This window comes from Rhodococcus sp. OK302 (assembly GCF_002245895.1).
In the GTDB taxonomy this organism is placed as follows: Bacteria; Actinomycetota; Actinomycetes; order Mycobacteriales; family Mycobacteriaceae; genus Rhodococcus_F.
In genome coordinates this window covers 3,236,852-3,262,805 of sequence record NZ_NPJZ01000001.1, presented here as the reverse complement: position 1 = coordinate 3,262,805, position 25,954 = coordinate 3,236,852, and the positions used below count along the sequence as shown (strand labels likewise).

General features: G+C 61.9%; 23 protein-coding genes. 8 read left to right on the top strand and 15 right to left on the bottom strand.

The window, feature by feature from the left end:
* Positions 1-44 precede the first annotated feature (44 nt).
* The 6 genes from BDB13_RS15005 to BDB13_RS14980 form a co-directional block, all read right to left on the bottom strand.
* On the bottom strand, positions 45-2,279 hold the full coding sequence (locus BDB13_RS15005; protein ID WP_094272335.1) for an acyl-CoA dehydrogenase: 2,235 nt from the start codon (positions 2,277-2,279) through the stop codon (positions 45-47).
* Positions 2,280-2,287: 8 nt separating this feature from the next.
* Entirely contained in the window at positions 2,288-3,235 is a 948-nt protein-coding gene (locus BDB13_RS15000) for an SDR family NAD(P)-dependent oxidoreductase (RefSeq protein ID WP_094272334.1), read from the bottom strand.
* Complete coding sequence (locus BDB13_RS14995; protein WP_094272333.1) at positions 3,232-4,044, bottom strand: enoyl-CoA hydratase/isomerase family protein; 813 nt, start codon at positions 4,042-4,044, stop codon at positions 3,232-3,234. Before BDB13_RS14995 ends, BDB13_RS15000 begins: the two co-directional genes overlap by 4 nt.
* Complete coding sequence (locus BDB13_RS14990) at positions 4,041-5,054, bottom strand: TIGR03617 family F420-dependent LLM class oxidoreductase (protein ID WP_094272332.1); 1,014 nt, start codon at positions 5,052-5,054, stop codon at positions 4,041-4,043. Before BDB13_RS14990 ends, BDB13_RS14995 begins: the two co-directional genes overlap by 4 nt.
* Entirely contained in the window at positions 5,051-5,608 is a 558-nt protein-coding gene (locus BDB13_RS14985; RefSeq protein ID WP_094272331.1) for a TetR/AcrR family transcriptional regulator, read from the bottom strand. Before BDB13_RS14985 ends, BDB13_RS14990 begins: the two co-directional genes overlap by 4 nt.
* A gap of 147 nt (positions 5,609-5,755) precedes the next feature.
* Complete coding sequence (locus BDB13_RS14980) at positions 5,756-6,199, bottom strand: PPOX class F420-dependent oxidoreductase (protein ID WP_094274934.1); 444 nt, start codon at positions 6,197-6,199, stop codon at positions 5,756-5,758.
* Positions 6,200-6,304: 105 nt separating this feature from the next.
* On the opposite strand from BDB13_RS14980, the gene BDB13_RS14975 reads away from it, so the two are divergent.
* Entirely contained in the window at positions 6,305-7,171 is an 867-nt protein-coding gene (locus BDB13_RS14975; RefSeq protein ID WP_094272330.1) for a PhzF family phenazine biosynthesis protein, read from the top strand.
* A 13-nt stretch (positions 7,172-7,184) separates the two neighbouring features.
* Here BDB13_RS14975 and BDB13_RS14970 read toward each other — a convergent pair whose 3' ends face one another.
* From BDB13_RS14970 to BDB13_RS14945, 5 genes are all read right to left on the bottom strand, one after another.
* Positions 7,185-8,705: a cobyric acid synthase gene (locus tag BDB13_RS14970; protein WP_094274933.1), complete on the bottom strand. Its 1,521-nt coding sequence runs from the start codon at positions 8,703-8,705 to the stop codon at positions 7,185-7,187.
* A gap of 2 nt (positions 8,706-8,707) precedes the next feature.
* Complete coding sequence (map, locus tag BDB13_RS14965; RefSeq protein ID WP_094272329.1) at positions 8,708-9,565, bottom strand: type I methionyl aminopeptidase; 858 nt, start codon at positions 9,563-9,565, stop codon at positions 8,708-8,710.
* Positions 9,566-9,594: 29 nt separating this feature from the next.
* The gene (locus tag BDB13_RS14960; RefSeq protein ID WP_094272328.1) at positions 9,595-10,314 is read right to left on the bottom strand and encodes a transglutaminase domain-containing protein; all 720 of its coding nucleotides are present in this window, start codon (positions 10,312-10,314) and stop codon (positions 9,595-9,597) included.
* Between the two features lie 27 nt (positions 10,315-10,341).
* Entirely contained in the window at positions 10,342-11,727 is a 1,386-nt protein-coding gene (locus BDB13_RS14955) for a hypothetical protein (protein WP_094272327.1), read from the bottom strand.
* A gap of 1,023 nt (positions 11,728-12,750) precedes the next feature.
* Complete coding sequence (locus tag BDB13_RS14945; protein ID WP_094272325.1) at positions 12,751-13,458, bottom strand: GntR family transcriptional regulator; 708 nt, start codon at positions 13,456-13,458, stop codon at positions 12,751-12,753.
* Positions 13,459-13,568: 110 nt separating this feature from the next.
* On the opposite strand from BDB13_RS14945, the gene BDB13_RS14940 reads away from it, so the two are divergent.
* Genes BDB13_RS14940 through BDB13_RS14915 form a run of 6 tightly spaced genes read left to right on the top strand, consistent with a single transcriptional unit; the run spans position 13,569 to position 19,319 of the window.
* On the top strand, positions 13,569-14,696 hold the full coding sequence (locus BDB13_RS14940) for a TIGR03364 family FAD-dependent oxidoreductase (RefSeq protein ID WP_094272324.1): 1,128 nt from the start codon (positions 13,569-13,571) through the stop codon (positions 14,694-14,696).
* A gap of 26 nt (positions 14,697-14,722) precedes the next feature.
* Positions 14,723-15,400 (top strand): phosphonatase-like hydrolase, encoded by a 678-nt coding sequence (locus BDB13_RS14935; protein WP_094272323.1) that lies wholly within the window; start codon positions 14,723-14,725, stop codon positions 15,398-15,400.
* Between the two features lie 26 nt (positions 15,401-15,426).
* Positions 15,427-16,476 (top strand): 2-aminoethylphosphonate ABC transporter substrate-binding protein, encoded by a 1,050-nt coding sequence (locus BDB13_RS14930; protein WP_094272322.1) that lies wholly within the window; start codon positions 15,427-15,429, stop codon positions 16,474-16,476.
* Positions 16,477-16,478: 2 nt separating this feature from the next.
* A complete protein-coding gene (locus BDB13_RS14925) occupies positions 16,479-17,654 on the top strand; it encodes an ABC transporter ATP-binding protein (protein ID WP_094272321.1) in 1,176 nt (391 codons plus the stop codon).
* Complete coding sequence (locus BDB13_RS14920) at positions 17,651-18,559, top strand: 2-aminoethylphosphonate ABC transporter permease subunit (RefSeq protein ID WP_094272320.1); 909 nt, start codon at positions 17,651-17,653, stop codon at positions 18,557-18,559. Before BDB13_RS14925 ends, BDB13_RS14920 begins: the two co-directional genes overlap by 4 nt.
* Positions 18,534-19,319, top strand: coding sequence for an ABC transporter permease (locus BDB13_RS14915; RefSeq protein ID WP_094272319.1), 786 nt, complete (start codon positions 18,534-18,536; stop codon positions 19,317-19,319). Before BDB13_RS14920 ends, BDB13_RS14915 begins: the two co-directional genes overlap by 26 nt.
* A gap of 5 nt (positions 19,320-19,324) precedes the next feature.
* On the opposite strand, the gene BDB13_RS14910 is transcribed toward BDB13_RS14915, so the two are convergent.
* Positions 19,325-20,947, bottom strand: coding sequence for an AMP-binding protein (locus BDB13_RS14910; protein ID WP_094274932.1), 1,623 nt, complete (start codon positions 20,945-20,947; stop codon positions 19,325-19,327).
* A 174-nt stretch (positions 20,948-21,121) separates the two neighbouring features.
* Between BDB13_RS14910 and BDB13_RS14905 the strand changes: the two genes are divergently transcribed.
* Positions 21,122-21,934 carry a LuxR C-terminal-related transcriptional regulator gene (locus tag BDB13_RS14905; RefSeq protein ID WP_094272318.1) on the top strand — a complete coding sequence of 271 codons (813 nt, stop codon included), beginning with the start codon at positions 21,122-21,124 and terminating at the stop codon, positions 21,932-21,934.
* Positions 21,935-21,938: 4 nt separating this feature from the next.
* On the opposite strand, the gene BDB13_RS14900 is transcribed toward BDB13_RS14905, so the two are convergent.
* The 3 genes from BDB13_RS14900 to ispG form a co-directional block, all read right to left on the bottom strand.
* The gene (locus tag BDB13_RS14900) at positions 21,939-23,753 is read right to left on the bottom strand and encodes a penicillin-binding transpeptidase domain-containing protein (protein WP_176459583.1); all 1,815 of its coding nucleotides are present in this window, start codon (positions 23,751-23,753) and stop codon (positions 21,939-21,941) included.
* A gap of 48 nt (positions 23,754-23,801) precedes the next feature.
* Complete coding sequence (locus BDB13_RS14895; protein WP_094272317.1) at positions 23,802-24,638, bottom strand: GNAT family N-acetyltransferase; 837 nt, start codon at positions 24,636-24,638, stop codon at positions 23,802-23,804.
* Between the two features lie 92 nt (positions 24,639-24,730).
* A complete protein-coding gene (gene ispG, locus BDB13_RS14890; protein WP_094274930.1) occupies positions 24,731-25,888 on the bottom strand; it encodes a flavodoxin-dependent (E)-4-hydroxy-3-methylbut-2-enyl-diphosphate synthase in 1,158 nt (385 codons plus the stop codon).
* Positions 25,889-25,954 lie beyond the last annotated feature (66 nt).

Below are 25,954 nucleotides of genomic sequence, written 5' to 3'. Positions count from 1 at the left end.
CCGACGGACGTAAGGTCCGCCGGCTACGAGTGGATGTCGGTGTCTCAGCGCGGCAACCCCAGCACCCGCTGCGCAATGACATTGAGCTGAATTTCGATGGTGCCGCCGCCGATCAGAACGGCGGGAACCCCAAGGTAGTCCTGAACATACGGCTCCTCCGGGCTGCCCACCGCGCCCAGCGGCCCGAGCAGGCCGACCAACGCACGGGACCCGTCGCGCTGCGCTATTGCGTGGAAGACCTTCTGCACGCTAGTCGCCGATCCAGTCGTGTCCTCCGTCCCGTGCAATCGTTGCAGGACGCTCATCAGATTCATCGCACCCACGGACAGCTCGCGGCCTGTGTTGCGTCCGAGAACTCGAACCACCTCGTCGCGGGTGCTCCCGTACTCTCCCCCGTCGAGCAATTGCCGGACGGTGTCCGCGGACCCGTGTCCGAACTTGGCCGTGCCCATCTTGAGTCGCTCGTTCGACAACGTGGTGACGGCCAGTCTCCAGCCGTCGCCCGGGCCGGCGACGACGCAGTCGTCGGGTACGAACACGTCGTCGAAGAAGACCTCGTTGAATTCCCAGACTCCGGTGGCCTGCTGCAGCGGGCGGACGTCGACGCCGGTGGAGTTCATGTCGATCAAGAAGTAGGTGAGGCCGGCGTGTTTCTTCACGTCCGCATCGGTTCGGGCCAAGCAGACGCCCCAGTCCGCTTCCCGCGCTTGCGAATTCCACACCTTCTGACCTGAAAGCACCCAACCTCCGTCGACCTTGCGGGCCTTGGTGGACAGACCGGCGAGGTCCGATCCCGCTCCCGGCTCGGAAAACAGCTGGCACCACACGAGTTCACCTCGCAGCGTCGTGGGCACGAACCTCTTCTGCTGTTCCTCGGTGCCATGCGCGATCAGAGTCGGCAGCACCCACTCGGCAATTCCCGTGTCGGGCTGAACAAGTCCCCGTTGGGCAAACTCGTCACCGATGACCGCTTGCTCCAACGGTCCGGCGTCGAGGCCGTAGGGCTGCGGGTAGTGAGGCGCGGTCAAACCTTCGGCAGCGAGTCGGCCACGGCGGGCGCCGCCGCGTGACGGCGCCCACCCTTCCGTCGCGACCTCGTCTTCCGGGAGTGCGAGAACATCGTCGAGAACCTCGCCGACGCGTACTCGCAAGTCCGGCAACGTGTCCTGGTCCACAAAAGAAAAGTCGCGAGTGGCATGTTGCGCGACCTCGCCAAGTCGCTTGGACCATTCGTCTTCGGTGCCGACGACGGACGCGATGCTCACGGCCCGCCGCCAGTACAGGTGCACGTCATGCTCCCAGGTGAATCCGATGCCACCGAGCAGGCTGATGCAATCGAGGGCCTGGTCGATGCCGGATGGGGCGGCATTGAGCGCCGCCTGGGCTGCTACCAGTTGCTGCTGATCGGACGTTCCTTGGGCCGCCCGGGCTGCGTCCCACGCTGCAGCACAAGCAATCTGGGATCGGACGAGCATAAGCGCAGCCTTGTGCTGGACTGCCTGGAAGCTGCCCACCGGACGCCCGAACTGGTGTCGAGTGCGCACATAGTCCACCGCGGTTTCCAGACACCAGGCTGCGATCCCGCTGGCCTCCGCCCCCAACAACGCCGTGACGATGAGGTCGACACGCACCTGGTCAATGCCTGCCAGTACCTGGTCCTGAGCAATCGGGTGGCCGGCAAGTTCGAGCCGTCCGACTGACCTTGTGAGGTCGAGGGCGTCGCAAGGTGTCACTGTCGCAGTCGCCGACTCCCCGGCCCCGCCGAGCCAGAACCACAGGTTCACGTCAGGCGCATCTGTATCTGCCGCACGCACGAGAATCTTGGCCGCACCGGGCAATCCGAGTGTCGGATCCGAAATACCGGCGACCACCCAGCCGGTGGCCGTTTGGCGTGCCGTCAATCGGTTCCCCGCAACGATCGCGCCGGTGGAACCCTCACTGAACGCGAGGAGCAGATCGCCGGCACCACTCGAGGCCGTCGCCGCAACAGCACTGGCAATCACGGTCGGCACATAGTGTCCGGGGAACATGGACTTGCCGAACTGCTCGACCACTACCGCGAGAACATCAAGCCCACACTCCGAACCGTCAACGGACTCCGGCAAATGCATGTTGTGCCATCCTTGCCGCACCACCGCATCCCACACCAGGCCGGGTCCGCTACCAGCAGACAAAGCGTCGGCATGAGTCCTGGTCTCGGCGATCGGCGCGTTCCGTCGGGCAAATGCCGCAACAGAATTCGCCAGCGCCTGCTGATCCTCGTTGATCGGTAGAGCCATCAGTCCTCCTATTTCACGTGCATGGTGGTGAGCTTGGTGGAGAGTTCCCACAGATCGGCGGCGGTCGCGGGGTCGGTCGCATGGGCACTGGCCGCGCCGACGCTGCAGTCCGCGAGATAGCCACCGCCGATGGAATCGAGCTCGGGCGCGATTGCACCCCAGACCGATGTCGCTGCGGCAGCCGGGACGGACTTGAGGTTCGAGAGCGAATTCGACGTCCCCGACGCCAGACGCTTCATCTCGGCCATGTCTTCTCGAGACATGTGACGCGCGAGCCCAGTGGCACACACCCCCGGATGAACTGCGAATGCATGCACACCGTCGCCGCCGACCTGCCGTTCGAGTTCGACGGTCATCAGCACGTTCGCCGACTTGGACTGCCCGTAGGCAACAAACTTGTCGTAGGCGCGACGCTCGAAATTCGGATCGGCAAGATCAACCGGGTGAGTCCGATGTGCGTCCGAAGACACCGTGATCACTCGGGCAGCTCGACCGGATTTATCGGCGGCGGCCACCAACATCGGCAACAGCGCGGTGGTCAGCGCAAAGTGGCCGAGGTGGTTGGTACCGAACTGAAGCTCGAAACCGTCCCGAGTGTGCTCGAACGGCGTGTACATCACCCCCGCATTGTTGATCAGAACGTCCACTGTCATGGATAGATCCGACAGTCGATCTACCAGTGCGCCAATACTTTCCACGTCACCGAGATCAACCCCGAAAACATCCAGCTCGGCGGTGGGGTGCGCGACCCGGATTCGAGTCGCCACTGACCCTGCCGCAGAAATGTCACGCGCGGTGAGGACGACGTGGGCACCAGCACCGGCGAGGGCTTGGGCTGTCTCCGCGCCCAGCCCACTCGACGCGCCGGTGACAACAACGGTTCGACCGGTCAGGTCAACGCCCGCGAGGACATCGCCGGTGGTGATCGCTGGAACGTCGGTAGGCTGCGACGTCATTCCGGCGCAACCTCTTGCCATTCCTCGGACAGTTTCGAAACCCATTGTGGGTCACGCCTTTCCAGATAGGCACGAACGCCCTCAGCTGCGTCGGGTTTGCCCATGACCCGCAAGTGCAGTTCAGTCTCGAGTTCCGCCACCCGTTCAGGTTCGAATCCGCGCCGTGCGGTCTGCCACAGGAGGCGTTTGGACAGCGCCACCGACATCGGCGCAACATTTACCGCGATATCACGGGCGATGTCCAATGCGGCGGGCAACACCTCGTCGGCCGGCAGACAACGGCTTCCCAGTCCCAGTCGCACGGCCTCGGCGCCGTCGAATGTGCGGCCCGTCAACAGAATATCTGCGGCAACCGCCATCCCCGCGATGTGCGGAACCGTCCAGTGCGACATGACGTCCGGCAGCACCCCCCGCCGAACCTGCGGTATCGAATACTTGGCGTTGTCGGCGAAGATCCGAATGTCTGCCTGCATCGCGATAGTCAAGCCGATTCCGATCGCATGCCCGTTCACCGCGGCGATAACAGGCTTACGAAGATCGAAGGCGGGCGGATTCACGGGAGACGCCGTGAACGTGTCGGCCGGAGCATCGAAGGTATCTGCGCCGCCACCGAGATCCGCGCCCGCGCAAAATGCCGGAGGTGCGCCGGTCAGCACGATCGCGCGAACCTCGTCGTCGTTGTCGAGGTCACGGTAGGCCGCTCCCAGCGCCTGACCCATCGCCCGGGTGAACACATTGCGCTGCTTCGGACGGTTGAGCGTAATGACGGCGACACCACAGTCCACCTCCACCGACAGCCCAGTTGTCATCGATCCGCCTCGAGCGCCGAAATCATCTCCGCGATATGTTCATCCACCACCGGATAGCCCGGGAAATAGCAGCACACACGATCGGCATGGTCTCCGAATCGCGCGATGATCTTCGCTGCACATTCTTCGGGAGTTCCCACCACCGCAATGGCGTTCATCATGTCGCGATCAATCAGGTCCCTCATCGCGTCGAATTCGCGATTCCGCGCCAGCGAATTAAGTTCTGGTTGAATGTCTTCCCAACCGTCAACCTCGAGCACCGGCCGATACGCCGGGGTGGATGCGTAGAACCCGAGCAGGCTTCGGACCCCACGCTCGGCGGCATCAAGTTCGTCAGGTGTGCGACCGACACCGACCAGAACCTGGGGGTAGATCGCCAGGTCCGATTGCGTGCGCTCGCCCAGTGCGAGCCCCTCCTCGATCGCGGGCATCGTGCGTTCCCGGAAGTGCCGGGCACTGTTGAAGGGCATGACGAGCAATCCGTCCGCCACCTCCGCTGCCGCCCGAGTCATCAAGGGACCCAACGCTCCCAGACAAATTTCCGGAGTGCCGTACGGATTTGGCCCGGGGTCGAATGTCGGGGGCATGAAGGTGTGCCGCGTAAACTCGCCGGCGAAGTCAAGCGGTGAACGCTCCTCCCACGCAGTGAAGATCGCCTTGATCGCCAAAACCGACTCCCGCATCCGAGCGGCCGGACGCGACCATTCGGTGCCGTAACGTCGTTCGATGTGCGGACGTACCTGCGAGCCCAAGCCCAGCCGGAATCGCCCCCGACTCAAGGACTGTAAGTCATTCGCGACATGAGCCAGATGTAACGGGCTGCGGGGCAACGCAATTGCCACGTTTGTCATCAGGTCCACCTGGACGGCACCCGACGCCGCGACGAGCGGCACGAACACGTCGTGCGCTCCCTCGAACGTGAAAAGGCCGTCTGCACCCAGGGCGACAAGTTCTTTCGCCCGTGCTGCCGCATCCTCGGGCCGGCCGTTCAACTGAAGGTCGATCTTCACTCGTGCACCGCTTTCATCTCACGCGTCTCGGTGGCATGCGCAGCCAGAACGAACAGGGAACCCGCAAGCGAATCGACAAAGCCGTCTTCGTCCTCGGTACCCCTGGTCAACCCGCGCATTGTCGTTGCACCGGACATCAAGTCGAACAGGAACATTGCGTCTACACCGGCCGGGATTTCGCCTCGGGCTGCGGCACCTTCGAGTAGACCTTGGAAGGCCTTGCGGACCGGCGCACCGATCGCCAGCAGTCGTTGACGGGCCTCGTGGCTTTGCGAATCGGCAAGTAGACCCGGAACACCGGCCCGCGCAGCCGGACGCGCAGCACGAACAAGGAAGACACGTACCCAGAGGGCAAGGTCGGTCCGAAGGTCGCCGGATTCATCCGGCAGGGGGTGCCCGCCCGTGCCATGCACGGCTTCCTCGATCAGGGCTTCCCGCGTAGGCCACCGACGATAGATAGCAGGCGTATTCACGCCGGCCATACGCGCGATCGCCGCAATCGTTGTCTGTTGGTAGCCGACATCTGCCAGGAGTCGACGTGCTGCCACAAGCACTGCCTGATCCTTGCTCAGGTCACGAGGACGTCCAGGGCGGGGTTGAATCTCGAAATTCACAATTACATAGTAACCCGTAACGTTATTATTCCGTGGAGATTTGCAACTATTTAAGTAGCGTGCCTGAAGCCTTCACCACTCGTTCGCCTACTTTCCGGGCGCTCCGTACACATGATCCGCGCGCAGGCTCAGAATCTGGCGGCGCTCGGCGACCATGGCGCGGCGGTAGTCCTCCCAATCAGGATGCTCCTGGCCACTGATACCGCGATACAACTCGACCAGCGCATCAGCAACCTCGTCATTCGGATCCGCCGCCACGGGAGTCAGTTCGGCCGACCCCTCGATCACCGCGTAACTCCAGAAATCCGGCGCGCTGACATGCAGTGATACGCGCGGGTCCCGGGCAGCATTTTTGCTCTTCGCGCGGTCTGCCGTTATCGACACCGATGCGGTTCGCGACTCTGCGTCCCACAGAAAAATGACGTTGGACAGTTGAGGTCGGCCGTCGCGCTTGATTGTCACAAGAACGCCCTGTTTCCCTTTGGCAACAAGCTCGAGCAATGTGTCCCGGATTTCTGTGTTGTCAGTCATAGTTCGATCAACCACGACGGAGTTCACGTTGTTCCGGGCGCCGCGCAGTCCAGTTCCGAGAATCCGGTCCTTCCCCCACCACATTTCCTCCGTGAGAATAGATCCATGGCCCTCGCACCCGACATCCTTCGCTACACGGCGTTCAGTTCCGATCCTGCCGGCGGCAATCCAGCAGGAATCGTTTTGGATGCCCGCGGAATCGACGATGCAGAGTTGCAGGCCATCGCGACCCGCATCGGATACCCGGAAACCGCCTTCATCACCGAACCTGGATCTGCAGAGAACCAGCAGCACAGCCCAATTCGATACTTCTCCCCCATTTCGGAGATCCCGTTCTGCGGTCACGCCACCATCGCCACCGCCGTGGCACTCACCGAGCGTGACGGCGCCGGCACTTTCGTGTTCGAGACTTCCGTCGGGCCGGTGCCGATCACGACCCAGGTCGACGAATCAGGCATCCGTGCCACTTTCACCAGCGTCGAACCATCGGTCACGGATATCGATCACGCGGTACTCACCGCCCTATTAGGACTCGTCGGTCTCGACTCCTCGGCCATCGATACCGACTTCCCTCCTCGACTGTCCTATGCCGGCAACACCCATCCCGTCGTGGTTCTTCGGGATCAGTCGACGTTCGACGAGTTCATCTTCGACCCGTCGACAATGCGCGCACTGATGGATGCGCAAGGCTGGCCTGGGACGGTGACTTTCCTGCATCGATTGGACGACAACACCTTCGAAGCCCGGAATCTTTTCCCTGCCGGCGACATCACCGAAGATCCCGCTACCGGATCTGCCGCAGCCTCGACAGGCGGATACCTTCGCTCACTGGATCCCGCGAACACTCCCCGCCGCATCACCATTCACCAGGGCCGGCATGTCGGCCGGCCAAGCATCCTGCTGGTCGACATTCCGACGCAAGGAGGAATCGCGGTCACGGGAACAGCCGTCCCGATCGCGGAGGACGACTGATCGCCGCAGGCAGTCAGCCCTTGTGCGCCACGACGCGAGAAGTGATGACGGGCAAGCCATTCGGCACTCCCCCGCCGATCAGTTTGTCGAGCGCATCCTGATCGACATATTTCTCGACGAGGTCGGCCAGGAGGTCGAGTTGCTGTTCACGGACCTCAGCGACCGAAACATTCTCGGCAACAACAAATCCATCACCGGCAACATCCATCAGTAGCATCCGGCGGTAGTCATCGCTTTCCAAAAGCCCGTGCCAGTGAGTCCCCCGAACCGAGCCTCGAACGCTTCCCTCCGGAGTGCCGTCGGCGTTGTGCAGGAGTGGTGAGTCTCCGTTTCGGATCACCCGTCCATGATGAATCTCGTACCCGGACACTGCAACACCGTCGGCATGCCCCTCTACCTGGGCCAGTACCTTGTCCGCAGCGAACTCGATTTCAAGATCCAGCAAGCCGAGACCCGTCGTAGTGCCGGATCCCGATTCCACGTCGTCGACAATCGCCTTACCCAGCATTTGGTAGCCGCCACAAATACCGAGGATCGACTGCCCGCGACCCGCTCGGGCAATGATCTCCTCCGCCAGTCCGGTACTACGCAACCATTCCAGATCGCTCACGGTGGACTTACTGCCCGGGATCACCACGAGGTCGGCGTCGCGAACCCGCGAGGGATCAGTGATCCACGAAACCGCAACGCCCGGTTCACAAGCCAGCGCTTCGACATCTGTCGAGTTGGAGATGCGAGGCAAGCGGATTGCGGCAACGGTCAGCCATGACGATCCGACCGGTGGCCCGGGTCGACCTACGGGAGCATTGCCGGTCACGCCCAAGGAATCCTCGGCGTCGAGCCACAGGTCTTCGGCGAACGGAATGACACCCAGCGTCGGACGCCCGGTCAACTCGCGCAGTTGCTCGAGTCCCGGTTCCAGCAGTCCGACGTCGCCGCGAAACTTGTTGATCACAAACCCGGCGATCAAGGCTTGGTCACTTTCCGACAGAACCGCGACAGTCCCGAAGAGATGCGCAAGGACTCCCCCACGGTCGATGTCACCGACCACGATCACCGGAATCTGCGCCGCCTCGGCCAACCCCATGTTTGCGAGATCTGTTGCCCGCAAATTGATCTCGGCCGGAGATCCTGCTCCCTCGCAGATCACGACGTCGTAGTCCTCGCGCAACGACGCCAGATCTTCCGCCACGACGCCCCGCAACCACGCTCGATGCTGCATGTAGTCACGAGCACCGACCGTCGTCACCGCTTTGCCGCGTACCACCAGCTGCGACGTGCGATCACTTCCCGGTTTGAGCAGCACGGGATTGAAACGCACACTCGGCTCGAGCCCGCAGGCCCGTGCCTGAAGTGCCTGCGCACGACCGATCTCGCCACCGTCCAGGGTGACGACGGAGTTGTTGGACATGTTCTGCGCCTTGAACGGCGCGACACGAACACCGCGGCGTGCCAACATCCGGCAGAGACCGGCCACAAGCACGCTCTTACCGGCATCCGACGTCGTGCCGGCTACGAGCAGGGCACCGCGCAGGGTCAAGGCAGGGTCAGGATCTCGGCACCGGTGTCGGTGACAACCAAGGTGTGTTCGAACTGCGCCGTCCACTTACGGTCCTTCGTGACGACGGTCCAGTCGTCTTCCCAGATCTCGTAGTCGATGCCGCCGAGGTTGATCATCGGTTCGATGGTGAAGACCATGCCGGGCTCGATGATGGTCTCGACCGTGGGCTCGTCGTAATGCAGGATCACGAGGCCGTTGTGGAATGTCTCACCGATGCCGTGACCGGTGAAGTCGCGGACGACGCCGTAGCCGAAGCGATGAGCGTACGACTCGATGACACGGCCGATGACGTTGAGTGCGCGACCCGGCTTGACTGCCTTGATTGCCCGCATCGTGGCTTCGTGGGTGCGCTCGACGAGCAGTCGATGCTCTTCGGATACATCGCCGGCAAGGAATGTTGCATTGGTGTCGCCATGAACGCCACCGATGTACGCGGTGACGTCGATGTTGACGATGTCACCGTCCTGAATGACCGTGGAATCGGGGATTCCATGGCAAATCACCTCGTTGAGGGAAGTGCAGCAAGACTTGGGAAAGCTCTTGTAGCCCAACGTCGACGGGTAAGCGCCGTGGTCGATCATGTACTCGTGGGCGATGCGATCAAGCTCGTCCGTGGTAACGCCGGGAGCAACCGCTTTGCCGGCCTCTTGCAGCGCCTGCGCAGCGATCTTGCTGGCGATACGCATCGCCTCGATGGTCTCCGGAGTCTGGATCCACGGCTCGTTGCCTTCCTTGGCGGTCGGCCTCCACGCGTACTCGGGCCGCTCGATCTTGGAGGGCACGGCAAGTACAGGTGAGACGGTTCCGGGGACCAACGGTGTGCGCACAGACATGCAGAACAGCCTAGACCTCGATCCTCGAGCTAGCCGGACGCACTCCAATTCCGGAACACAGGATCGATGACAGCCCTGATCGGAGCAGACATCGTCTGGCCGAATTCCGCAAAAAGCGCGTCGCGGGAATCGAAGGTTCCCAGCTCCTTTTCGACGAACTCGGAGAAGTCCAGGCAATCGCACGAACTCGCTTCGGTCCACCTGATCGGGGCCCGCGAGAGTGCGTCGAACAGGGTCTCGGCTCCAGCGTTGGCGAACGGCTCGAACGACGTCGCCTCGGTCGGTTCCACCAGCACCTCGGATACGTCACACCAGTTGCCGTCGATCAGGAACTCCGGCCAGGCCAGCAACACGCGCTCGGGGATGAACGCATGCAATCTACGGAATCGTGGGTACCAGAACTCGCCACGCAGGATCAGCCCGGTCACCCGTGTCCTTATCCCGTGGCGACGCGCCAACGCCTCGAGAACGGCCAACCGCTGACTGCACGAGCCACGTTCCCGTCGGAGAGTGACCGAAACCGGTTGAGTGTCGTCGAGTGCGTAGACAGCGCGAATTCTCTGTTGGATCGCCCGGTGAGCCGCGACGAGAAACTCGCGCGCGGATGTCGTCTCTCGCGCGGCTTCGGCATACAACTGTTCGACGCTCGGGTGACCCCAATCCAAAATCTCCGACGCGTGGACGCCACCCGCCGCGTCACCGCGAGTCACATCGCCGATTCGAAGGCCTGACATCACAGCGCACGTCATGCCTGCACAGTAACCACGTTCCGCCTGTCACACCCACACTCGACCGAAAGCGTCCGGTGATTGTGATCTCAACCGTCGGATGCCGCCGGTTTCCATGATGTCCAGGTGCATCGAACTCAGCAGTGTCGGCGCGCCTCGCCACAACGCAGGTTGACCATCGCGATTGAAGAGGCCGAAGCGTCGAGCGCACACAACGCCGCGCAATTCCGAAAGTTGGAATGTCACCAACACAGTGGTGAACGGGAACCATCCTTCGATCTCCACGTCGATCAAGCCGAGGTCCCTGTTCTCCTCGATGAGTCGCGCCCGTTCTCGGCAGGCCCACACTTCGGGATCGCCAACTTCCGCTGGTGGATTCACCGGCAGGTAGGGCATGGGGAGGTCCTGTTGATCCGCTTCACGCAACTCGATTTCACCGCCACAGCGCAACGAATCCGGTTCGGAGACATACAGATCCTCGGTCGTCGAAATCCACAATTGCCCAGAAGACGCCAGCACTGCAAGGTCTTTCGGAAATCCCGGCGCGAACGCCCAAGCGGCCGGACGGGTGAGGTGACGGTCGAGCCGATAGTAGGCGAAACTCTCAGCCCGAGAGTTGAACACGACGTCGAACCGGTCGTCGCGATATGCACTCGCGACATGACTCCCAGTTGCCGCGAACCACGGCCCACCCACCACAGGCCACGGCCCGAACGAAGAACTCAAGCGAATCCTCAACGCTGGGAAGAGATTGTCGTCGAGAACTTCAGCGGACATCGAGGACCGTGACACCGCCAACGGTGCGCCGATATCCACCAACTTCACATCCATCGTCTCCCAGTACCGCCGCGGCCACGCTGTACCGATCGTGCAGGTTCCATCCAACGACACTCTGGCGCACCAACATCCGCGGTCGAATAGTGCAGCACTCGTTCCTTGCACACCGGTTCGCATGAATACCAGAAATCCAGACTGCTCGACGCCGATACTCTGAACATCAGCCGGTACCGTGACCTCTTTCACGCTCCCCTGAATTGTCCGGAGCCGGATCAGCGTCGGTGCGCCTTCATCGCGTCCATCTCGATGGGTCGTGTATGCGAGGACACCGTTGACCAGTGCCGCACTTCGGACCGGAGCCTCGTCGAGCACTCGCACCACGCCTGTGGAATCACAGTGCGCGATTCCGTCCCGACCTGTGATCCAACATCCGGACTCGTCGGCCCACAGTGACCGAATCTTGTATCCCACGATCCCCGAACCACGTATCGGTCCCGGTATGACGTGCTCGGTAACCTCGCCGTTTCCGACCCGACGCAGCAGAAGCGGGTGGCTGACGTCGAGTACCCAGAGAACATCGCCGTAGCCGGCCATCGAACCTGCCTTGAAGGCGCGTCGCGCCGGCGCAGCGCGGTAATCGTCTTGCGGGGCGCTCATGCGCCTTTCGTCGTGTCGCATTCACTCATAGCGTTCACCATACCGATATCTACGCGCTATTCGCAGAAAGCGCTCGATTCGAGTTGACGGCGACCGAATGTAACTGCGACGCTCACCCACATGCAAACCCAATTCATGCCATACGCAATTAGGGGAACCTCCGGTTGCACTACACACGATGTTTCTCCGAAACCTCATGAAGGATTCGTCAACAGCCAACTCGCACATCTCGGCAGCACACCTGATCTAAAATTACGTTCCCTCATCATCGACGCACTGTTTCCCGGATCAGATAGCAAATGCTGCGGAGTCACGTGCGCAGTACGGTCCACCGGAAACGACGCCGACTTCATGCTCAGGTGTTCCGTCTGCGACAGACTCCTCGCGCTCACCGAGAACAAACCGCGTTACACACCGATCCAATGGTCCGATGCTGCTATCACTGACTTTCAGTCATCTGCGGTGGTTGCCCCACCGTTGTGGGTGGAAACCGCCCCTCTGTGGATCGAGAGCAAGCACAACGAAACGGTGGCCTGCGTCGACCTCCATCCAAGAAAAGGCACACCTTGCCGACTGGTCGCGCCCCAAGTGCTTATATACACGAACAGACACAAAGCAATGCCGGTATCCGTAATAACCGACCGAGATATTTCGATAAGTGAACTATATCGGACAATTCGGAACGATTCTCCGGAGCAGGGGTTCGAACTCGAGGAAACGCGATTTCCCATCATCCGATCTTCAACGATAGTCAATAAGCTCGCCGAAGCTGCACCCGAATTCTCGCCAGATGTCATCGAAACACTCCATGGCATCGTCCATGCATTTTGGATCTGGGCGCCTCGCCTCGTGGACCCGAAATTAAGTACGCAAGCCCGCTCATGGATTCCCGACAACCTTCGTGAATGCGCAGACAAAAACGGGTGCAGCAACCAACCGTGGGAACAGTTCGCTGCAGCCCGCCTCGAGGCTCGGAAAAGACGGGACCTCAAATCCGGACAATGACAGGCTGTTGATATCTCGTCACTCCCGCAGGGTTGTCAGGAACGCAATCCGATCACCGCGGTAGAGGGACCGCACACGCTCAATGGGAATGCCGTCGGGATCCACCGACGTCCGGTGCAGCAAGAGCATCGGCATCGAGGTCGTGGATTCCATCAGTGTCGCCTCGCGGGGCGAAGCCAATACTGTTTCAATTCGTTCGGTAGCCGAGCCGAAGACAACGCCGATGGAACGAATGGCGGCATAGAGCGAAGTCGTGCCGTCAAAGGTGTCCAGCATTTCACCAAACCTGCTGTCCGGCATATACGTTGATTCCAGTCCGATCTTCTCACCGTCCGCAAGCAGGACGCGTTCGAGGTGAACGACGGAATCGCCGACGTCGATTCCCAACTCGGCCGAAAGCCCGTCGTCGGCGAGGATGCGCTCAAATGTCACCACCCGTCGTCCCGGGACACGCCCCGCGCTCACGGCACCTTCTGTGTAGGACCGCAGCGAAAGCGGTTGCACCAGCTTGGGACTCGACACAACGGTTCCGCGCCCGCGGCGTTCGATGCGCCCCTCGACCAGCAGATCACGCAGTGCCTGACGCACGGTTTCGCGGGCGACGGTGAATCGTGCGGCAAGTTCCCGTTCGGACGGAACCGCATCTCCTTCTTCGAGCCCATCCAGAATCGTCTCGATCTCGGTGCGCACGCGGTAGTACTTGGGTTCCGATTCTGCAACACTCATCTGGCGATTCACAGGGTTCAGATTACGCGAAAATTGGTCTATACCAAACGTTAACCTACTGTTCGCCTCAATTATCCCCATTGGTCTAGACCAAATGTCATGGTCTCTACATGCGAATTTTGATTGTGGGTGGAGGAATCCTCGGAACGGCCCATGCCGACGAGGCAATCCGCCGCGGACACGAAGTTATCCATCTCGAACGTGAGCGTGAAGCCCGCGGTGCCACCGTACGGAACTTTGGATTGGTCTGGGTATCCGGGCGCGCTCCCCACGAACTCGAGGCTGCCGTGCGGTCACGTGAACTGTGGGCTGACCTGGCAGTTCGAGTACCGAAGATCGGGTACCGCGCAGCCGGTTCGATTACGTTGATGCGCACCGACGAAGAAGTGGCCGTCGCAGAGGAAGCCTTTGCTCGTCCCGACGCCGACACTCGCGGTTTCACACTCCTCGACGCCGACGGTGTCCGCGCCGTCAACCCAGCACTGCGTGGGAAGTTCCTCGGCGGACTGCACTGCTCACTCGACGCCGCCGTCGAATCCCGCCAAGCCCTCCCCGCTATCCGCTCCTACCTGGAAGCCACTGGTCGGTACACCTTCCACGCCGGAACCGAAGCCCGTGAGATTACCACCACCGAATCCGGCGTTCACATCCGCGACGACCACGGCCACAGCTACGACGCCGATCTCGTGATCGTGTGCCCCGGAGCAACATTGGGTGGACTAGCCCGCGACCTCGCCGGCGACCTACCCCTGCGCCGAGTCCGCCTCCAGATGATGCAAACCGCCCCGCTCGGCGAAAAGCTCACCACTGCAATCGCAGACGGCGACAGCTTCCGCTACTACCCTGGCTTCGCGGGTTCTGCCCTGGACACCCTGCGCACGGTTCAACCGCAGGAACCGACCGCCGAAGAGCACCGAATGCAACTCCTGTGCGTCCAGCGCCTACATGGTGGCCTCACTATCGGCGACACACACGAGTACGACGAGCCCTTCAACTTCGATGTCGACGAAGCCCCTTACCAGCACCTCGCTTCCGTCGCGGAAGCCCTTCTCGGGCGCGATCTTCCGACGATAGTCAAACGGTGGGCGGGCGTGTACAGCCAGTGCCTCGATCCCGCACAACTAGTGCATCGCGCGCAGGCCGCCGACAACGTCTGGGTAATCGCCGGCCCCGGCGGACGCGGCATGACGCTCGGACCAGCCCTCGCTGAGCAAACCGCCGATCAACTCGGTCTCTGAAACTTCTCTGACACAAAGGAATCCCCATGTCTCCCATCACACTGGCCGTTCTCGACATGGCCGGCACCACAGTCGCCGACGACGGCCTGGTGCTTCGCGCCTTCGCCGCCGCGGCCGAAGCCGGCGGACTACCCGCCGAGGGTCCGGAAGCCGATGCTGCCCGTCAGTACGTCCTCGACACCATGGGCCAGTCCAAGATTGTGGTTTTCCGCGCAATCTTCGGCGACGAGGATCGTGCTCAGGCCGCCAACGTGGCTTTCGAAACCACCTATGACGCGTTGATCGATCAGGGACTCGCGCAACCTATTCCGGGTGCTGAGAAGGCGATCACCACATTGCGCGAAGCCGGTATCAAAGTAGCCCTGACCACCGGATTCAGCCGATCAACCCAGGACAAGCTCCTTGCCGCCCTGGGCTGGGACACCGTCGCAGACCTCACCCTCTCCCCCGCCGAAGCCGGCCGCGGGCGCCCCTACCCGGATCTGATTCTCACCGCGCTCCTGCGTCTGGGAATCGAGGATGTCCACCAGATCGCCGTACTCGGCGACACGTCCAACGACGTGCTCAGCGGAATCCGTTCCGGTGCATCGATTGTCGCCGGAACTTTGACCGGCGCCCACGACGAACACCAACTTCGTAATGCCGGCGCCACCCACATCGTCGAGTCCGTCGCGGACTTCGCCGAACTCCTCGTCAACTCCTGATCTCACCTTCCGAAAAAGGAATCGTCATGCGTCTCCGCCCGAGCCTTGCTGCGGCCGCCCTCGCCGTGTCCGTCCTTTCCCTCACCACCGCCTGCGGTGGAACCGGCACTGCCGCCGGATCAGGCACCGAAACAGTCACCGTCTACAGCGCCGACGGCCTGTCCGGTTGGTACGAAGGAAGATTCGCCGCCTTCACCGCGCAAACCGGTATCGCAGTCAACCTCGTAGAAGCCGGATCCGGCGAGGTTGTCTCCCGCGTCGAGAAGGAACAGTCCAATCCGCAGGCCGACGTCATCATCACGCTGCCGCCGTTCATCCAGAAGGCTGACGCCCAGGGACTTCTCGAGCCGAGCGGAATCGATACGTCCGCCGTTCCCGCCGCCGCGAAGGACTCTGCCGGCAAGTACGTCCCCGTCGTGGAGAACTACCTTTCGTTCATCGCCAATCCGACGGCGTCACCGGCGCCGACGACGTGGGACGACCTCCTGACCGAACAGTTCAAGGGCAAGTTGCAGTACTCCACCCCCGGCCAGGCCGGCGACGGCACCGCCGTACTCCTGCTGCTCCAGCACCTCATGGGCAAGGAGGGCGCACTCGACTACCTCGGCAAACTACAGACCAACAACGTCGGACCGTCATCGTCCACCGGAAAGTTGCAGCCCAAGGTCAGCAACGGTGAACTGCTGGTCGCCAACGGTGATGTCCAGATGAACCTCGCATCCATCGCCGACGACGGCTCCAAGTTCAACATCTTCTTCCCTGCCGCCGCAGACGGCAACCGCACTACCATCGCACTGCCGTATGTGATGGGTCTCGCGAAGAGTGCACCGAGCAGCGAGCAGGCCAAGAAGCTGATGGAGTTCCTACTCTCCGAAGAGTCGCAGAAGACCATTGCGAAGGATGCGCTCGGCATATCCGTTCGTGAGGACGTACGCAGCGCTGCAGGCGAATCCACCGACAAGAACACACCCAGCGGTGTCCTCCAGGGTGTCACCGTCTGGACCCCGAACTGGAACGACGTACTCACCACACTCGACGCCGACGTCGCCGCGTACCAGAAAGCCACCGGGAGCTGATCATGGCCAGAACCAGACTGGGGCGCACGCTCCCACGAAAAGTGGGTGTTCACGGAGCGATCGAACATTCCGCTCCCGCCATCACCTTCGACCGTGTCAACGTTGCCTACGGCCGCGGGAAGTCCGCGACTCACGCATTGGTCGATTTCAATTTGCGAGTAGCGCCGGGTGAAACCGTTGCACTACTGGGGCCCAGCGGTTCCGGCAAGTCGACGGCTCTCAAAGCCCTCGCGGGCTTTGTGCGCCCCACGTCTGGTTCTGTCAGGCTCGGCACCCGCGATATCACCGATCTTCCTCCGGCGCAGCGTGGTATCGGCGTCGTCGTACAGTCGTACGCTCTTTTCCCGCACATGAAAGTTTCCGAGAACGTCGCGTTCGGACTCCGAGCACATCGTGTACCTCGATCCGAGATCGCGACTCGGGTGGCGGAAGCCCTCGAGATGGTCGGCATGTCCGCCTACGGAAAGCGGCTCCCCCGTGAGCTTTCCGGCGGTCAGCAGCAGCGCATTGCCATCGCCCGGGCGCTGGCGATTCGGCCGGGCGTACTACTACTCGACGAACCACTCGCCGCACTCGACGCTCAACTCCGCGAAAGTATGCTCGGCGAGTTGACCCGACTTCGTGCCGCTCTGCCCGATACCGCAATGCTGTACGTGACCCACGATCAGAGTGAGGCGTTGGCCCTTGCGGATCGTATTGCGGTCATGCGCAATGCGCGCCTTGCGGATATCGATACGGCGCAAAGCCTCTGGAAGCGCCCGCCATCCAGCTTCACGGCCGCATTCCTCGGCGGCGCGAACCTACTGCCCTGCACCGTCACCCGGGTCATCGGAACATCCGCGTTGGTCTCGATCGGCGGCACACCGTTCACGGCGCACGCACCCCAACCCGAGGTCGGGCACATCGAGTGGGAATCCGACATGGCCGCCTACCTGTGTGTTCGTCCTTATGCCGTCTCCGTGACATCGGTCGGAGCACGCGGATCCTTCTCGGCGCGCATCGTTTCCAGCGTCTGGCGTGGATCGACGACGCGAATCACGCTGGCTGTCACCGGTCTCGGTGACATACGTATCGATGCCGAGGTGGCGGGCCACGACGAGCGCCCTGTCGACGCCGAGGTCGGGGTTGTCCTACCTATGGACGGCAGCGTCCTCGTCCCGGCGGATCGAACTCCATGACAACCACAATGGAACGCCCCCAAACACCCACGCCGGCCCCGATTCGCAGCGATCCGATTCCCTGGCGTCCGATCGCCTGGGCGCTGCCACCGCTACTGCTGGTTCTGGTCTTCGCGGTCTACCCCACCGCACGCGTCCTGACCGAGTCCCTGAACACTCCGGACGGCACCGGACTCGACACGTGGACTTCGGTCCTCGGATCCGAATTGTTCCGAAACGCGCTGTGGCGGACCATTCAGATCGCTGTGCTGTCCACCCTGGGCTGCCTGGTCCTCGGCACTTTTCTCGCACTGGTCCTCGCGTTTGTTCCCTTCGCCGGCTCCAAAGTGGTGGGACGCCTCATCGACACAGTCCTCGCGCTACCGTCGTTCCTGATCACGCTGGCCTTCACGTTTCTCTACGGAACTGCTGGCGCCGTCAACGCCTTGATCGTACGAATCACCGGCGAATCGACCGGACCGCTGAATTTCCTGAACACTCCGCTCGGCGTGATCGCAGCCGAAATCACCTTCTTCACACCGTTTGTCGTACGGCCACTGCTGGCCGCATTTCTGCAGATTCCTCGCGAACAACTCGATGTGGCTGCCAGTCTCGGCGCATCGCCGGTTCGTGTTCTCCGCCAGGTTGTCATGCCCGAGGCCTGGCCCGCACTGCTCGCCGGCGGATCGCTGGTTCTGCTGATGACACTGAACGAATTCGGGATCGTTCTCTTCACCGGCGCGAAAGACGTTGTCACGCTTCCCGTGCTCATCTACACACGCGGAATCGTCACCTTCGACCTGCCTGGCGCCGCCGTGATCGCCACCGTCCAGGTAGCACTCTCACTCGGGCTGTACTGCCTCTACCGATTCACATTCAACTCTCTGATGGGAGGCAGCCGTGCTGCTGTGGACACGAAGCTCTAGGGCACTGGTTCTCGGCTTCTTCGCCCTCGTCGTCGGCGTAGTTTTTGCGGCACCCATCGCCACCGTAGTGGCGGCTGCACTCGCCGGGTCGTGGACCGGCCCGCTGCCCTCGGATCTCGGTACCAAGAACTTCTCGGCAGCCTTGTCCGACGCGAACTTCTCGAGCCTGACAGTGAGTTTGCAAACCGCCTTCATTTCCGGCGCACTGGCTCTGGTGGTCGGAACCTGGGCAGCACTGGCAGCGAGAGAATCGCCGATGTGGCTGCGCCGCATCACCGATACCGTCTTCCATCTGCCGATCGCGGTGCCGTCTGTCGCCATCGGTCTGGGTCTGCTCATTACGTTCAACGAGCGGCCGATACTGCTCGGCGGTACCAAATGGATCGTTATTCTCGCGCACACCGTATTGGTGCTGGCCTTCGCATTCAGTTCGGTAACGGCCGCATTGGAACGGCTCGACCCGGCCTACCGTCAGGCAGCAGAATCCCTCGGCGCAAGTCCGTTCCGGGTACTCACCCGCATTACTCTGCCGCTTCTGCTGCCTGCCCTCGGCGCGGCAGCCGGACTCTCCATCGCACTGTCGATGGGTGAACTCGGCGCCACCGTCATGGTCTACCCGGCAACGTGGAAGACATTGCCGGTCAGCATCTTCGGACTCACCGACCGCGGCCAGGTATTTCTTGCCGCAGCAAATACCACCCTGCTGCTGGCCGTCACCCTGGTCGCCCTCATGGTGGTCGGCAGGATCCGCCGACGCTGAACCTGCTATCCCTTGCGCAAGATGTACCGCTGAACCTTGCCGCTGGGGGTCTTGGGCAGACCCGGAACAAAGTGCACGGTCCGCGGATAGGCGTGGGCGGCAAACTTCTTCTTCACCAAGGTCTGCAGTTCCTTCTCGAGATCATCGTTGCCGTCAACACCTTCGCGCAGAACAACAAATGCTTCGAGAACCTCACCGCGCAACTCGTCGGGCATGCCCACAACGGCAGCCTCGACGACGTATTCGTGCATGACCAGCACGCTCTCGACGTCGAAGGGTCCGATACGGTAGCCCGCCATGATGATCACGTCGTCGTCGCGGGAGGAGAAGTAGAAGAATCCGTCCTCGTCCGTCATCCCGGCATCACCGGTGATGTAGTAACGACCATCCTCCGTGAAACGCTGCTTCGTCTTCTCGGGAGCGTCGACGTACCCGGTGAACCACATCAGCGGACTGTTGTGGGTATCGATCGCCACCCGTCCCGGAGTGCGTGCGGGCGCCACCGCATCTGAATCATCTTCCAGCACAGCAGCAGACCAGCCCGGCAGCGGACGACCCATCGAGCCCGGCCGTACATCCTCACGAACTTCGTCGGCCCACGCATTGACGATGAACATGCCGTGTTCGGTCTGACCGTAGTGATCACGCACCTCGACGCCCAATGAACCCTTGGACCACGCAACAACATCCGGCGTCAGGGGTTCTCCCGCCGACGATGCGCGACGCAGCGAGATTCCGTCGGGAACCGGCGCCTTGTCCGCACGCAAACTGCGGTAGACCGTCGGCGCCGCAGCAAAATTGGTGACACCGAACTTCTCGATGATTTGCCACGTCAGCGGCGCCGAGAACCCTGCGTGCAGAAGCAAACTGCGAGTTCCGGCCGCGAGCGGACCGAGCAAGGCGTAATACAACCCGTATGCCCAACCCGGGTCTGCAGCATTCCAGAACACGTCGTCCTCGCGGACGTCGAGACCGAACTCCTGGTAGGCGTGGAACGACGCAAGTGCGCGGACAGGTACCGGCACACCCTTGGGAGTTCCCGTCGTACCGCTGGTGAACAACTGCACCATCGGGGCGTCTCCGCCGACAGCCTGCGCAACACCACGGGGGTCGTCGGCATCCTGCGCCGCAACCAGTGCGCCGAAGTCCAACTCGTCGCCCGCAGCGCCGCCGGCAACAATCACGCGCCAGGATGCATCCGCCGGAATGTCTTCGCTCGGCGCGAGTTTTTCCAGCTGATTTGCGTCGGAAACAACAACCTTCGCACCACTGGCCGTCAACCGGAAGGCAATGGCCGGAGCGGCGAAAGCCGTGAACAACGGCACGTGGACTGCCCCACGACGCCAGATCCCGAGTAGGGCAACGACAAGATCAGCAGACTTGCCCATGAGCGTCGCAACGTTGTCGCCCGGCTCCACCCCGAGATCCGCGAGCACCGCCGCAAAGCGTGACGACTGTTCGCGGAGGTAACCGTAAGTCAGGTCTACCGAACTGAGGTCCGCCTCGATAACGGTGAACGCAACACCGTCCGCAGGGTGCCGGTCGCAGAGGAGCTCTGCGGCGCTGGCGCCGGGGGTGTCGTACTGTTCCAACAGCTCACGCACCCGTGCGGTGGGATCGGTGCTCATCGACGTGCTCCTTTGATGGTCGTATGGTTGGGCGGCGGGTTCGACGACCGACTCGTCATACATACTGCCCACCACCTATGATCCAGCTCACAAGGAAACTTCACTACCCCCGGAAAGGGGTACGGCGTGTCCAGACTCGCATCACACCTTCTACGCCCCCGCGACGGGGATGCCATGCGAAGCGAACTTCGATCCATCGCAGCTCAGGGAGTAGTTCCAGTGCTCTTCGGCGGCGAAGTGCAGGACGAAACTTTGCACCTGACCGAGTTCGTGGGCACCCGCACCAACAACCTCAAAGGTCTCGCTATCCCGCCGCGATCGGGAATGGGCGGACGCGTCGTTGACCAACGCTCGCCGTTCGCGGTCAACGACTACGGCAATTCTCAATCAATCACCCATCATTACGATCGGCCGGTATTGGGCGAGGGACTGCACTCCATCCTCGCGGTCCCGGTGATCGTTGCAGGCAAGTCTCGTGCGGTGCTCTATGCCGCGATCCGAGACTTCGCCCCGATCGGCAACCGAACTGCCGACATCATGGTGTCCGCGTCGCGGCGCCTGGGCACGGAGTTGGCAATCCGCGACGAAGTCGACAGACGACTCCAACTCCTGCACGCCGCATCCGCCACTACCGGCGACGGTATGTCCACCGAAGAGATTCGTGACGTCCACGCCGAACTACGCAGCGTTGCAAACACTGTCACCGATTCCGACCTGCAGATCAAACTTCGGGGACTGTCCCAACGGCTGGCACTTCTCCTGAGCCCCACGGGCATCGACCCCGAAACCACCGTGACACTCACACCGCGTGAGGTCGACGTCCTGTCTCAGGTCGCTCTCGGATGCACCAACCTTGAAACTGCGGGCCGGCTTTCGGTCAGCGCGGAGACCGTCAAAAGCTACCTGCGAAGCGCAATGAGCAAACTCGACGCACACTCACGACACGAGGCCGTCGTGACGGCCAGAAAGCTGGGACTACTTCCCTGAGCCGTCAGTACCCTTCAGGCAACGCCGCCAACATATCTCGCGTCACGCCCACCGCATTGTCCGAACTTCCACCCCGGACAACAAGAGTCGCAAAAGCCAAGTTCCCGCGGTAGCCGACGAACCAGGCGTGGGAGCCACCATCGACCTCTGCTTCACCGGTTTTTCCGTACACCTCACCCTGATCCTTGACCCGCTCGGCAGTACCGCTGGTGACCACGAGGCGCATCATTCCGCGCAAGCCGTCGACCATCTCCGTACTGATCAACGGCCGGTGGCCGTCGACGGTGGTTTCGCGACCCGAAATCAGTTGTGGCACCGGCGTGGACCCATGGGCAACCGTCGCCGCTGCCAATGCCATTCCGAAGGGGCTCACTACAACCAAGCCCTGCCCGAAGCCGTCTTCTGTGCGCTGCGCCAGATCCGGTGCCGGCGGTACCGAACCCGACTCCGTCGGCAATCCCACCACGTTGTAATCGGGTCCGATACCGAACTGCGAGGCTGCGGTGGTCAAGGCATCGGGATCCATTTCGCTGGCCAACTTCGCGAACGACGTATTGCACGAACGGGCAAACGCAGTCGCCATCGGCACTGTGCCCAGCGAGAATTCGTTGTAGTTGGGCACACTGCGCTGCCCGATCTCGATGCGGCCCGGACACGGCACCATAGTCTCGGGTGTCGCCTGACCGCCCGAAATGGCAGCGCCGGCAGTCACGATCTTGAACGTGGAACCCGGCGGGTAGAGGCCCATCGTCGCAACCGGACCATCACGATCGGCGGCCTTGTTCTGAGCCACCGCGAGAATTGCGCCCGTCGAAGGCTCGATGACCACCATCATCGCCTGGTCCGCACTGACAGCGACGGCCCGCTGAGCCGCGATCTGAATGTTGCGGTCGAGACTGATCGTGAACGACGGAACCGGTTGCGGCGCAGTCTCCGTCAGCACGTCGGTGTCGACGCCGTTCTGATTGACCGTGACGACGCTCCAGCCGGCTTTGCCGTCGACCTCGTCGATAATGGTTTTCTTGATCTGCCCCAACAGATCTGGCGCAAATTCCGGATCCGTCGAAACCAGATCCGATTCGTCGGACACGGTCACACCGGGGATTCCGGCCAATTGCGCGGACACCGCTTCGTAATCGTCACTGCGCAAACGTGTCACCAGGTAGTCGCCCTTGACGGCGGTCGACGACTCGGCAATCGACTGACCGGTCAGAGACGAGTCGAACCGAACCAGTGTCGCGGCCAAGCTATTTGCCGCGCCGATGACGTCCGCACTCTTCGACCGATCGAACTTGACCCGGTACACGATTCCCGGAACCAGGACATCGGTGCCCGAATGCTCGTTGACCCGAGCCCGCGGCGCGGCTTTCGATCGCAAAGACATAGTCTGCTTGTCGCCGAGGCGGGGATGCACGTCGGTAGAACTCCAACGGACAGACCAATTTCCGTCCTTGCGACCCATCTTGATCTCACCGTCGTACGTCCAGACACGATCTTTCGGGAGGTTCCACACGTAGGTGTAGCCGACCGTCGCGGTATCACCGCTCATCTTGACCGACGTCGTTTCCGCAGTCATGGAATCGGCCTGCAGCGCGTCCCAGGTATCGCTCATGACCGCTCCCGCCGAATCAGGACGGTCCGTCAGCGAGGCAGCTTCCTCGATGTCACGATCACCGAACGCACTCAGAAACTGCTGTGCGACGGGTTCCGGCCCCGAAGGCTTCGGAGTACACGAGCTGATCCCCACCGCCAGAATTACGACAGTGCAGGACGCCAGAATTTGCGCGGGGCGACTACGGGAGAACGACCGAGTATTCATCGAATCCCATACTAGGTCGAGGCCCACTCGGCAAAGCGCAGGCACGACTCAATCGAGGAGAACAGTCGCGAACGTCGCAACCTGACGGAAACCGACGCGCGAATAGGTAGAGCGCGCAATTGTGTTGAAGCTGTTGACGTACAGACTCGCAATGCGACCGCTCGCCATGATGGACTCGGCCACCGCAGCAGTTCCGGTGATCCCGTGCCCCTGACCACGAAATTCCGGGTTGACCCACACCCCTTGGATCTGACCGCACCGCGACGACACCGAACCCACCTCGGCTTTGAAGACGACCTGCCCGTCCTCGATATGTGCCCAGGCCCGGCCGGCCGCGATCAGGCTGGCCACGCGATGCCGATATCCGCGTCCACCGTCATTGGCCCGCGGGTCGATACCGACCTCTTCGATGAACATCGACACTGCAGCCGGCAGATAGATGTCGAGTTCGTCCGAGCGAACCTGACGCACGGACGGGTTGGGCGCGCACGCCAACGGCTCGGAAACAGCCATCAGAGGCTGCTCCGCGCGAACTTCCCGAGCGCTCCCCCAGTCCAGTTCCAGCATCTCCCACAGCGGCAACGCCAGTTCGGCCCGACCAACCAGCGACGAGCACATTCGCGGTATCCGGCAGGCACGGTCGGCGAACGCACGTATGTCGTCGAGTTCCCCGCGTAGCGGTACCAGATTTGCGCCGGCGAAACACAGCGACGACGTCGGGCCACCGCGACTCCACAGTTCACCGTGGATCATGCGCGGGTCGACGCCGAATTCCTCGACCCGCGAGGCGATCATGCACGAGGCAATCGGATCGGCGTCGAGGACACGACGTACATCGTCGAGGTCACGACTCCCGATCTGCTTGGCTCCAAGGAGTTTCAGCATCGACCAACCCCTCCGCTCATCGTGCGTCCATTCTTACCTGGACTTGTAATGCACTCAGATTGCCACGAACCTGAAACTTACGGGCCAGTATCTCAGCTGACGGTAACTACCGGAGCACCCTCCGACGGATCACCTTCCATGCTTTCGGCGATCTTCATCGCCTCTTCGATCAAGGTCTCGACGATCATCGCTTCGGGCACTGTCTTGATGACCTTGCCCTTCACGAAGATCTGGCCCTTACCGTTGCCCGACGCGACCCCGAGATCGGCTTCACGTGCTTCTCCCGGACCGTTGACGACGCAACCCATGACCGCGACGCGCAGCGGGATCTCCATGCCTTCGAGACCGGCGGCGACCTGGTCGGCCAAGGTGTAGACGTCGACCTGGGCACGCCCACACGACGGGCAGGACACGATCTCGAGCTTGCGCGGACGCAAGTTCAACGACTGCAGAATCTGGTTTCCGACCTTGATTTCTTCGGCAGGCGGAGCCGAGAGGGAGACACGAATCGTGTCGCCGATTCCTTCGGCGAGCAATGCACCGAAAGCGACTGCGGACTTGATGGTGCCCTGGAATGCCGGACCGGCCTCGGTGACGCCGAGGTGCAACGGGTAGTCACATTTTGCGGCGAGCTGGCGGTACGCCTCGACCATGATGACCGGGTCGTTGTGCTTGACGGAGATCTTGATGTCGCCGAAACCGTGCTCTTCGAACAGACCGGCTTCCCACAGCGCAGACTCGACCAGGGCTTCCGGCGTCGCCTTGCCGTACTTCTCCATCAACCGCGGATCCAGGGAACCAGCGTTGACGCCGATACGAATCGGTATGCCCGCATCTCCGGCAGCCTTGGCTACCTCTTTGACACGGCCGTCAAATTCCTTGATGTTGCCCGGGTTGACGCGGACAGCGGCGCAACCGGCATCAATGGCAGCAAAAATGTATCGCGGCTGGAAATGAATATCCGCGATAACCGGGATCTGGCTCTTCTTGGCGATGATCGACAGCGCGTCGGCGTCCTCCTGCCGGGGGCAGGCAACTCGGACGATGTCACAACCCGAGGCAGTCAGCTCGGCGATCTGCTGAAGCGTCGCATTGATGTCGTGTGTCTTGGTTGTAGTCATCGACTGCACCGAGATCGGGAAATCACTTCCGACACCGACATTACCGACCATCAACTGTCGGGTCTTGCGTCGCGGAGCGAGAATCGCTGCGGGTGCCGAGGGCATTCCCAAACCGATAGGGATGGTCACGTCTGTGCCTTCTTTCATAGCTTCACTGCAAGTTTAGCCGGGGTGTCACTCGCGGACGATTGCGCT